Origin of the sequence: Mycobacterium sp. E2238, from assembly GCF_001672665.1 — a bacterium.
Lineage (GTDB): Bacteria > Actinomycetota > Actinomycetes > Mycobacteriales > Mycobacteriaceae > Mycobacterium.
This window is the reverse complement of sequence record NZ_LZKF01000191.1, coordinates 80,596-90,195: the sequence shown is the minus strand read 5'-3', so window position 1 is coordinate 90,195 and position 9,600 is coordinate 80,596. Positions and strand designations below refer to the sequence as shown.

The following is a 9,600-nucleotide window of genomic DNA, read 5'->3' as shown; positions in this document are numbered from 1 at the left end:
GCGCCGCCACCTTGGCGCCCACCGGGAATTCGCCGCCCGGGCATGAGTCGACGACGCCGACGCATTCGATGCCGCTGATTTCCGCGGCTTCGGCCCATTCACCGCGCCGCATGTGCATCTCGGCGTGGTTGATGCCGAACGCCTTGACTTCGATCACCACTTCGCCGTTCTTGGGCAGCGGCTTCGGAACGTCGGCGAAGACCAGCTTGTCCAGGCCGCCGAACCCGTCGAGGATGATCGCGCGCATCGTTTCCCCGCCGGGCTGCTCGCGCACCCTCGCGGGGGCGGTCGGCAGCTGGGATGCGTCGCTGGTGGACAAGTGGCGCTCCTCCCGAATTCCTGGCCCGCCTCAACGAATCCGGAGGTGCGCAACCATGGTTAGGTCTCCGGGCACATAATGGGACAGCTGACCCAGTTATTATGGGCTATGCGTCCCAATCTGTCCAGGGGTGTCGTTATTTGGCTCAGTCCTTGCGCGCGGGTGTCGCGAACGAGCGGACGTAGTCGACGGCGGCGTTGACGGCGGTCCGCAGCGGTTCCGGATCCCCGGTGGCATACGTCAACATCGCACCGCCCTGATGCGCGACGACCAGCGACACCGCCAAGTGGCGGGGGTCCGCGCCGGAGCGCAAGTCGCCGCGTCGGCGCATTGCCGTTAGGCCGGCCTGAAACAGGTCGATCCACTGGTCATACCCGGCGGAGAGATCGTCGTGTATCTGATCGTCGGCGTCGATCAGCTCACCCGCCAACGAGCCGTAGACGCAACCGCCGACGCGGTACACGGCGTCTATGTCGGCGACGCAGGCGTCGGCCCATGCCTGCAGGGCGTCGACACTGTCCAGGGCGCCGAGCGGTGGCTGGGTGTGGAATGCCCGCACGTCTTCGCGGCGGGTGGCAACGACCTGGCGGGTCAAATCGCGTTTGTCGCGGAAATAGTGCGCGATCTGAGAGCCGCCCACCCCCGCTGCGCGCCGAACCTGCTCGATGCTGGTGTTGGCGACGCCCCGCTCGAACATCAGACGGGCGGCTACGTTAACGATGCGCGCGCGAGTCGCCAATCCCTTGCTGGTGAATCGCGTTGGGCCGTCGTCGCTCACGTGACGGTCCTTCGGCGGCCCCGTGGACGCCGCGCAGGTCGGGCAACCCGCTCGCCGGGGTCGGTGGCAAAGCTGCGTAGGTAGTTGATCGCGAATCGAACCGCGTCCGCGTGCGGCCACTCCGCGCGGTAGGTGAAGGCCAACGTGCCCCCGCCCTGATGGGCGGCGACGATGACCATCGCCAATCGTCGGGCGTCGGCGTCCGCGACCAAGGTGCCGTTGTCCTTCATCCGGTGGATCGCTGCCTGGAGCAGTTCGACCCACTGCCAATAGCCGGCCGCCAGCGTTTCGCGCGTCGCGTCGTCGGACTTCGCCAGCTGGGCGGCAAGCGCGTGGTAGGTGGGCGTGCCGAAATACCCGATGCGCCTGAGATACCGCATGTTGAGGTCGATCCACCGCTCGAAGTCTTCGAAGGAGTCCAGGCCTCCCAGCGAGGGCTGCCGGTGGAAGTCGAGCACCACGCCGATCTGACGCCTGAGGACCGCGCGAATCAGAGCGCTCTTGTCGGTGAAGTAGTGGGCCAGCTGCGAACCGCTGACCGATGCCGCCTTGCGGACGTTTTCCATGTTCGCCGCGGCCAGGCCCTCGGTGACAATCAGCTGGGCGGCCGCTTCCACGATGCGGTCCCGGGTGGCGCGCCCCTTGGCGGTCAACCGTTGTTCGTCTCGAACATCGGAATGTGCCATCGCGTCAGGCTAACCCGCGCGCCTTAAGAACTATGGGATATCCAACCCATTGATTCCGGAACCGGTCAGGCGGTCATGTCAACCTTGGTCAGGAACCCGCGAATCAGCGCGGTGACGTCGTCCAGTGCGGACTCCAGCAGGAAGTGGCCGCCCTCGAGCAGGCGGATCTCGGCATCCGGCAGGTCGTCGGCGAATGCCTCGGCACCGGCCGGACCGAAGATCTCGTCACCGCGACCCCACACCGCCAGCAGCGGCACCTGGCTGGCGCGAAAGTATTCGTGCAGGCGTGGATAGAGCGGCGCATTAGTGGCGTAGTCCCGCAACAATTTCAGCTGCACCAAGTCGTTGCCCGGCCGCGATATGAGCGCGTAGTCGTGATGCCACGATTCCGGGTCGACGAGGGTCTCGTCGGGAACGCCGGTGACGTACTGCCATCGCGTGGCGTCCAGCGTAAGGAATTGCCGTACCGCGGCCTCCGTCTCCTGCGTCTGTTCGGTTTGGTAGGCCCGCACAACCTTCCAGAAGTTGTCGACGAATCCCGCGTCGTAGCCGTTGCCGTTCTGGGTGATGATCGCGGTGATCGCCGAGGGGTCGCGCAGCGCCAGCCGCCAACCGATCGGCGCGCCGTAATCCTGGACGTATATGGCATGTCTGTTGATGCCGAGCGCGCGCAGCAACCCGGCAGTGAGGTCGGTCAGCGCGTCGAAGGTGTAGTCGAACTGCTGCACGGACGGCGCGTCGGAAAGCCCGAAGCCCAGGTGATCCGGCGCGATGACGTGAAAATCGTCGGCGAGCGCCGGAAGCAGATGCCGGAACATGTAGGAGCTGGTCGGAAACCCGTGCAACAGCACCAACGCGGGAGCGTTCGGGTCGCCCGCTTCGCGGAAGAAGAGCCGGTGGCCGTCGACGGTGGCGTATCGATGATGCACGGCTGGCATGGCCATTCTCCTCAATTTCGCGGGGCGTCCTGCTCACCAGAAATTTGGGTTACGCATCCCATTATGCACCTGAGCGGGCGCGGTGCAACAGTCGCGCCACCTGTTGCCCTTCGGCACGGAGCGGCATATTCTGGGCCGGCCGTCCCACTGGCGAAGCCCGGAGGTGAATAGTGGGCAAGCTGATTTCGGTAAACGTCGGCATGCCCAAGAACGTTCAGTGGCATGACAAGACCGTCTATACCGGGATCTGGAAGACACCGGTCGAGGGGCCGGTCATGGTGCGCCGCCTGAACCTCGACGGCGACGCCCAGGGCGATCTCGGCGGCCACGGCGGCGAGCAGCGCGCCGTCATGGTGTATCAGACCGAGTCTTACGACTTTTGGAAGAGCTACCTGGGCCGCGACGACCTCGTGCCGGGCCACTTCGGGGAGAACTTCACGATCACCGGGCTGCCCGACGACGAGGTGTGCATCGGTGACCGCTACCGGATCGGTGGGGCCGAGTTCGAGGTGACCCAGCCCAGGGTCACCTGCTTCCGCGTTGGAATGCGCCTGAACGATCCCAGGATGCCGAATTTGCTTGTTTCCCAACGGCGTCCGGGATTCTACTTCCGGGTGATCACTGAGGGAGAGGTCCGTGCCGGCGATGACATCGTGCGGACCAACCGTGGTAGACACGAGCTCAGCGTCGCCGACGTCGATGCGCTACTTTATCTGCCGAACCGCGACGTCGACCGGCTTCGCAAGGTCGTCGACGTCACCGCGCTCAGTCCGGGCTGGCAACAGTCGTTTCGCGACATGCTCGCAGCGCAGCAGGCTTCGGCAGCCCTACTCCAGCCGGCGTGGGAGGGCTTTCGTCCCTTGCGTGTCAACGCAATACGCTGGGAAAGCTCACAGGTGATGTCTCTCTGGCTGGAGGCCGACGACCAAGCGAGTCTCCCACCGCCGCTCCCTGGGCAATATCTGACGGTGCGAATCCCCGGCGCGGGCGCACCAGTGCCGCTGCGCAGCTACTCGCTTTCGGGCGACCCGGGCGCCGGGTACTACCGCATCAGCGTCAAACGTGAAGAGCAAGGTCTGGTGAGCCGTTGGTTGCACGAGCACATCGAAGCGGGCTCGGTCGTGGAGGCCGCCGCACCGCGAGGTGAGTTTCACCTCACCGAGGGTGACGGCCCAGTCTTGCTGCTTTCGGCGGGAATCGGTATCACCCCGGTCTTGGCGATGTTGCATGCGCTCGCGGCGGTGCGCAGCACCCGCGAGATTTGGTGGGTGCACACCGCCCGCAGTCCTCAAAAACAGGCGTTCGCAGCCGAAGTCACCAGCTTGATCGAGTCGTTGCCGCACGCGCGGCAGTCGGTGTTCTATACGCACACGCAGGGGCGGTTGGGCCGGTCGACACTTGCGGCGCTGGGTATCCCGGCTCATGCCACTGCGTACCTCTGTGGCCCAACCCAATTTATGAGCGACATGCGCGAAGCACTCATCGCGGAGGGCCTGGCCCCTGAGCGGATCCACAGCGAGCTATTCGGCGCCCTGCCGTCGATCAATCCGGGTATCGTCGACGGCGCTCCCCGTGTCCCGCCGCATCCCCCGGCGGGACGTCCGGGAACCGGACCGTCAATCACGTTCGCGCGCAGCGGACTAACGGTGAATTGGTCAGGCCAATTCGAGAGCATCCTCGAGCTGGCCGAGGCTTGCGACGTGCCCACCCGGTTCTCCTGCCGGAGCGGCGTGTGTCATGTGTGCGTCACCGGTGTCGTCACCGGCAGGGCCAGTTACGCGCAGCCGCCGCTGGAGCCGCCCGAGCAGGGGACGATACTCATCTGCTCGGCGGCTCCAGAGACAGATCTAGTGCTGGACGCATAGGCGAAAAGTCCTGCCTCAGGCGGCGATTGCAAGCTGGCCGCCGGCCACGGGCAACACCGCGCCGTTGACATAGCTGGCGTCGGTGGAACTGAGGAAGACGACCGCACTGGCAATTTCGCCAGGATCGGCCGGCCGGCCGAGCGCGGTGCTGGCTGCCACCGCCTCCAACACGCCGGGCAGGGCCGCGACGCCGGGAGTGTCGGTGGGCCCGGCGGCGATGGCATTCACCCGCACCCCGGATGGCCCGAACTCATCCGCCCACACCCGGGTCAGCAATTCGAGGCCGGCCTTGGTGGCGCCGTAGATGCCGGCACCGCTCGCCGGCACCGAAGCCGCGACGGTGCTCAAGTTGACCACCGTTCCGCCGCCGCGCTCGATCATGCCCGGCACCAATCGCTGGACCAAAATGTAAGGCGCGCGCAGGTTGGTATTCACATGCTGGTCGAACGTTGCGTCGTCGGTGTCTACGGTCGCGCCGAATTTGTAGATACCGGCGTTGTTGATCAATATGTCGACCGGCCCAGTCTCGGCCGCGAGCCGGCGGACATCGTCGGCGGCACTAAGGTCTGCGGCGACGAAACGCGCCCTGCCTCCGGCGTTTTCGATCTCGCGCACCGTCTTCGCGCCCCGTTCGGCGTCGCGGCCATGCACTACTACCTCGACGCCTCGCCCCGCGAGTTTCAGCGCGATTGCGCGGCCGATACCCGACGTGGCTCCGGTCACCAGCGCGGTGGAGCCTGCCATTGTTGCTGCCATCGGACCCTGCCTCCGAGAGAGAAGTTCACTTGTCTCCCGCTCAGCAGCCGCGCGCCGGCATTTATTCCTAGGAGCTCAGCGGGACCGCCGCCTCGGCGGTGTAGCACAGGAACGTCAGGGTCTCCTGCAGATACAGCTGCACGGTGTCCGCATCGTGGCTTGTGTAACCGATCGACACGTCGGTCCCGAGCTGTAGATCGAAGTCGCCGCCACGGGTGGTGAGCACGAAAGCACCGTCGATGGCCGGCGCCCAGATGATGTCTCCCGGAACCAGCCGGTCGATGTGCTCGAGGATCGGATAGCCGTGTTCGGTGGTCTCGCTGACCTTCGTGTAGACGTCGGCGGACAGCAACACCGAGTACGGGCCGTCGACGCCGGCCAGCCGCAATTCGGAGATCGCCTGCGTGATGACATCGGGAATTTCGCGAGGATCGGCCGGCAAGGTCAGCGGCTTGTTCGAGCTGGCGGAGCGGATGCCCTCGATCGATGCGGCGGCGTAGCCCTCGAAGATCGCCCGGTCTTCCACGAACGCCAACTTCTTGGCGGCCTCTTTGACCGGGTCCCAGTCGGAGTCCTGCGCACCACGCTCGACGTTGTCGATCTCGTAACGCGAGAGGGTAAACGGAACCCGTAGCCGGACAAGGGGTTTGCTCGCCCGCAGGTGAGCCTCCACGCCGTCGGACGGTGCCGCCACGTCGATCAAGCGGCCAGTGCTGACCGCCGCGGTGACCGCGCCGCCGGGGCCGCTGACGTCGACCACCCGGCGCCCGGCGACATGGCGTTTGAATGTCCGGGTCGCCTCCGTTTCGATTTCTTCCCAAGCGGCTTCGGTGACCGGTGCCAGTTCGCGGTAGAGGTTGTTCATGAAGGGTTTCCTTTCAGGCTGCCGATCGAAAGTGAGCCGTCTTGTGCAACAGACGTTTCCGCCACCGGCGCTGCGGGCAGTGGCGGTGGATCATCGAGGAAGTCCACGGTGGGGGAGAAGAACAAGCCTCCGGTGACCGCGGTGGAGAACTCGAGGATGTGGTCGGTGTTCCCCGGTGGATTCCCGAGAAACATGTTGCGCAGCATCTGTTCGGTGACTCGCGGCGTGCGGGAATAACCGATGAAGTAGGTGCCGTACTCGCCCTTGCCGAGCTCGCCGAACGGCATGTTGTGCCGCACGATCTTCAGCTCGGTGCCGTCGTCGTCAGTGATCACGTTCAGGGCGATGTGGGCGTTGGCCGGCTTCTGGTCGTCGTCGAGTTCGAGGTTCTCCAGCTTGGTCCGGCCGATCACCAACTCCTGCTCACTGACCGACAGCGCGTTCCACGAAGACATTTCGTGCAGATATTTCTGCACGTGCACGTAGCACGACCCCTCGAACTCGGGATCTTCGGCGCCGATGGCGGTGGCGCTGACGGCCAACGGACCGTCGGGGTTTTCGGTGCCGTCGACGAAGCCCAACAGGTCGCGGTTGTCGAAGTAGCGGAATCCGTGTACCTCGTCGACGACGGTGACGGCACCGGCCATTGACCTCAGGATGCGGTCGGCCAATTCGAAGCACACGTCCAAGCTCTCGGCCCGGATGTGGAACAGCAGATCCCCGGGCGTGGCCGGGGCGGTGTGCCGCGGACCTTTCACTTCGACGAACGGGTGCAACTCGGCGGGTCGCGGACCGGAAAACAAGCGATCCCAGGCTCGCGAGCCGATCGAGGCGATGGCCGACAACCGTTTCGGCGGCTCGCGGAACCCGATCGCACGCACCAGTCCGGAGATCTCAGGAAGCGCGTCGTGCACCGTCGCTTCCCCGCCGTCGTCGATGGTCACTACCAGGAAGACCGCCGCAGGCGTCAACGGCTCGAGGATCGGCTGCGGCTGGACGGGAGGCACATGGGCGACCCTAGCGTGGCGACGGCGAGCGCAGGAAGTGCGCGAGCAAGGAGCCGCGCTTGCAGGGGAGGGCCGCGCAATCGGACCTAGCGTGAACTCCGTTGTCGGCGACAGCCATGATGTTGAACATGTCGGCCAGCGCCGCAGGCCTCTGCGAATTCATCGACGCTTCTCCCTCGCCGTTTCACGTCTGTGCCACGGTGGCCGCGCGGTTGACCGCCGCCGGGTACACCGAACTGAGCGAGGCCAACCGCTGGCCGGACCAACCGGGTCGCTATTTCACGGTGCGGGCCGGCTCGCTGGTCGCCTGGAATTCCGATCGGCCCGACGGCCCGTTCCGGATCGTCGGCGCACACACCGACAGCCCTAACCTAAGGGTCAAGCAGCATCCGGATCGGCTGGTCGCCGGTTGGCGCGTCGTGGCGCTGGAACCGTACGGCGGAGCGTGGCTTAACTCCTGGCTGGACCGCGACCTGGGCATCAGCGGACGGTTGTCGGTGCACTCGAGTGCTCGAGGCACGGGGATCGAGCACCGGCTGGTCAGGATAGACGAGCCGATCCTTCGGGTACCGCAGCTTGCCATTCACCTGGCCGAGGACCGCAAATCACTGACGCTGGACCCGCAGCGACACGTCAACGCGGTTTGGGGCGTCGGCGCCGAAGCGAGGTCTTTCGTTGACTTCGTCGCGGAACGCGCCGGGGTTGCGCCCGCAGCGGTCCTGTCCGCCGACCTGATGACCCACGACCTCACCCGATCGACGGTGCTCGGCGCCGACGGTGACCTACTCAGCGCTCCCCGACTGGACAACCAGGCCAGCTGTTATGCCGGGATGGAGGCTCTGCTCGCCGCCGAGCCGCGTGGCGTCGTGCCCGTGCTGGTGCTTTTCGACCACGAGGAAGTCGGTTCGTCTTCCGATCACGGTGCGCAGTCCAACCTGCTGAGCACCGTCCTCGAGCGGATCGTGCTCGCCGCCGGCGGCACCCGGGAAGACTTCCTGCGTCGGCTGCCCGAGTCGTTGCTGGCCTCGGCGGACATGGCACACGCCACCCACCCCAACTATCCGGAGCGGCACGAGCCCGGCCACCTCATCGAGGTCAACGCCGGCCCGGTGCTCAAGGTGCACCCGAACCTGCGTTATGCCACCGACGGGCGCACGGCCGCGCCCTTCGCGCTGGCCTGCCAGCAGGCCGGGGTCGCCCTGCAGCGTTACGAGCACCGCGCCGATCTGCCGTGCGGGTCGACGATCGGGCCCCTGGCCTCGGCCCGGACCGGCATCCCCACCGTCGACATCGGCGCCGCACAGCTGGCGATGCATTCCGCGCGCGAATTGATGGGCGCTCACGACGTAGTCACCTACTCGGCGGCGATGCGCGCGTTCCTTTCGCCCGAGCCGTAAGGCTTAGACGACTGCCGGGTGAGCAATCAGGGTGAGTGCGAAGGTCGCGGCGTTGAGCGCAAGCAGGAACCCGGCGAAGACGAACTGACCGGAAATATCGTTGGCGAGTACGTGGGTGTACATCGCGCAGATAAAGAAGATGGTCAGCCCGGCCGCCGCCGCGATGCCGATCGCTGGAATCCACAGTCCGACCACAAGCCCAAGCGCGCCTAGGGTTTTCAGGGTGCCGATGGGAAATCTCAGCCAGGACAGCGGAACCCCGGCCCGTCTCATAGGCGGAATGATGGGCGCGAAGTGGAGCAGCGCGCTCACGCCCGAAAATCCGTCGAGGGCGATGGCAATTATCGTCACGGCAAGGTATGCGGTGTGCATGTTGGTGGCTCCGGGGATGGTCGAACGATAGGGGAATCGTCGGGAGTTAGCCCGCCGGAATGGGATCCAATCGGAACACGGCGATCCGGCCTGCCAGCGCCTCGACCTCTTCGGGATGGCCGTCACGCACCAGGCCCGAGCGCTTCAAGAAGCCGACACCGACCGGCACTTGGATCGGGTACTCCCGCAACACGGGGCGGGCCTGCTCGGCGGTCAGCTCAGTTATCCTGACTCGCCGCACCTTTCGGCCCTTGCGGAGCGTCCCGGCGCCGGCGGCCCGCGCATTGCGTGCCCAATCGGCACCGGGGAATCCGGCCACGGCAAAAAGCTGTCCGTCCAGCCTGAAGGGTGTCATCGGCGTGCTGCGCGGTCGTCCCGTTTTGCGGCCCGGCACCGTCAAAACCATGGGCGGTCCCGTGGGTACACCCAGCTTTTGCATCGCGATCATGAACTTGTTCATCGGCTTCAGCCAGCGGGGCGGCGTCGGACTGGACATCACTTCTCCTTGGTGTATTCCGTTGCGGCGAACGTGGAATCGGCTGTGATGGGAACCGCCGAGGTTCTAACCGAGCAGCTCGTAATTCAAGGACGGATCGGCGGCGCAGAAAGTTACAGCT

General features: G+C 65.7%; 9 protein-coding genes and 1 pseudogene. 2 read left to right on the top strand and 8 right to left on the bottom strand.

The window, feature by feature from the left end:
* From A5711_RS17555 to A5711_RS17540, 3 genes and pseudogenes are all read right to left on the bottom strand, one after another.
* Window positions 1–247 (bottom strand): alcohol dehydrogenase catalytic domain-containing protein (locus tag A5711_RS17555; RefSeq protein WP_156744979.1); only part of this gene is annotated, 247 nt, incomplete at its 3' end.
* 217 nt (window positions 248–464) lie between these two features.
* Window positions 465–1,783: pseudogene (locus A5711_RS28075) on the bottom strand (TetR/AcrR family transcriptional regulator).
* Between the two features lie 65 nt (window positions 1,784–1,848).
* Complete coding sequence (locus tag A5711_RS17540; RefSeq protein ID WP_067948683.1) at window positions 1,849–2,721, bottom strand: alpha/beta fold hydrolase; 873 nt, start codon at window positions 2,719–2,721, stop codon at window positions 1,849–1,851.
* A 170-nt stretch (window positions 2,722–2,891) separates the two neighbouring features.
* Between A5711_RS17540 and A5711_RS17535 the strand changes: the two genes are divergently transcribed.
* The gene (locus A5711_RS17535) at window positions 2,892–4,586 is read left to right on the top strand and encodes an MOSC and FAD-binding oxidoreductase domain-containing protein (protein WP_067948655.1); all 1,695 of its coding nucleotides are present in this window, start codon (window positions 2,892–2,894) and stop codon (window positions 4,584–4,586) included.
* Between the two features lie 15 nt (window positions 4,587–4,601).
* Here the strand turns inward: A5711_RS17535 and A5711_RS17530 are convergent, their stop codons facing one another.
* The 3 genes from A5711_RS17530 to A5711_RS17520 form a co-directional block, all read right to left on the bottom strand.
* Window positions 4,602–5,330 (bottom strand): SDR family NAD(P)-dependent oxidoreductase, encoded by a 729-nt coding sequence (locus A5711_RS17530; protein WP_231987502.1) that lies wholly within the window; start codon window positions 5,328–5,330, stop codon window positions 4,602–4,604.
* A gap of 79 nt (window positions 5,331–5,409) precedes the next feature.
* A complete protein-coding gene (locus A5711_RS17525; RefSeq protein WP_067948653.1) occupies window positions 5,410–6,207 on the bottom strand; it encodes a family 1 encapsulin nanocompartment shell protein in 798 nt (265 codons plus the stop codon).
* Window positions 6,204–7,214, bottom strand: a complete 1,011-nt coding sequence (locus A5711_RS17520; protein WP_067948652.1) for a Dyp-type peroxidase — start codon at window positions 7,212–7,214, stop codon at window positions 6,204–6,206. The genes A5711_RS17525 and A5711_RS17520 overlap by 4 nt, the downstream gene beginning before the upstream one ends.
* Before the next feature lie 128 nt (window positions 7,215–7,342).
* Between A5711_RS17520 and A5711_RS17515 the strand changes: the two genes are divergently transcribed.
* Window positions 7,343–8,611 (top strand): M18 family aminopeptidase, encoded by a 1,269-nt coding sequence (locus A5711_RS17515; protein ID WP_067948681.1) that lies wholly within the window; start codon window positions 7,343–7,345, stop codon window positions 8,609–8,611.
* A 3-nt stretch (window positions 8,612–8,614) separates the two neighbouring features.
* Here the strand turns inward: A5711_RS17515 and A5711_RS17510 are convergent, their stop codons facing one another.
* Both A5711_RS17510 and A5711_RS17505 read right to left on the bottom strand, forming a co-directional pair.
* On the bottom strand, window positions 8,615–8,983 hold the full coding sequence (locus A5711_RS17510; RefSeq protein WP_067948651.1) for a DoxX family protein: 369 nt from the start codon (window positions 8,981–8,983) through the stop codon (window positions 8,615–8,617).
* Between the two features lie 46 nt (window positions 8,984–9,029).
* Window positions 9,030–9,479: a nitroreductase family deazaflavin-dependent oxidoreductase gene (locus tag A5711_RS17505; protein ID WP_067948650.1), complete on the bottom strand. Its 450-nt coding sequence runs from the start codon at window positions 9,477–9,479 to the stop codon at window positions 9,030–9,032.
* Between the last annotated feature and the right edge of the window lie 121 nt (window positions 9,480–9,600).

Coding starts and splice junctions, on each gene's coding strand:
- A5711_RS17515 (WP_067948681.1), top strand. CDS start 7,343: ATGTCGGCCAGCGCCGCAGGCCTCTGCGAATTCATCGACGCTTCTCCC.
- A5711_RS17530 (WP_231987502.1), bottom strand. CDS start 5,330: ATGGCAGGCTCCACCGCGCTGGTGACCGGAGCCACGTCGGGTATCGGC.
- A5711_RS17505 (WP_067948650.1), bottom strand. CDS start 9,479: ATGTCCAGTCCGACGCCGCCCCGCTGGCTGAAGCCGATGAACAAGTTC.
- A5711_RS17510 (WP_067948651.1), bottom strand. CDS start 8,983: ATGCACACCGCATACCTTGCCGTGACGATAATTGCCATCGCCCTCGAC.
- A5711_RS17540 (WP_067948683.1), bottom strand. CDS start 2,721: ATGCCAGCCGTGCATCATCGATACGCCACCGTCGACGGCCACCGGCTC.
- A5711_RS17525 (WP_067948653.1), bottom strand. CDS start 6,207: ATGAACAACCTCTACCGCGAACTGGCACCGGTCACCGAAGCCGCTTGG.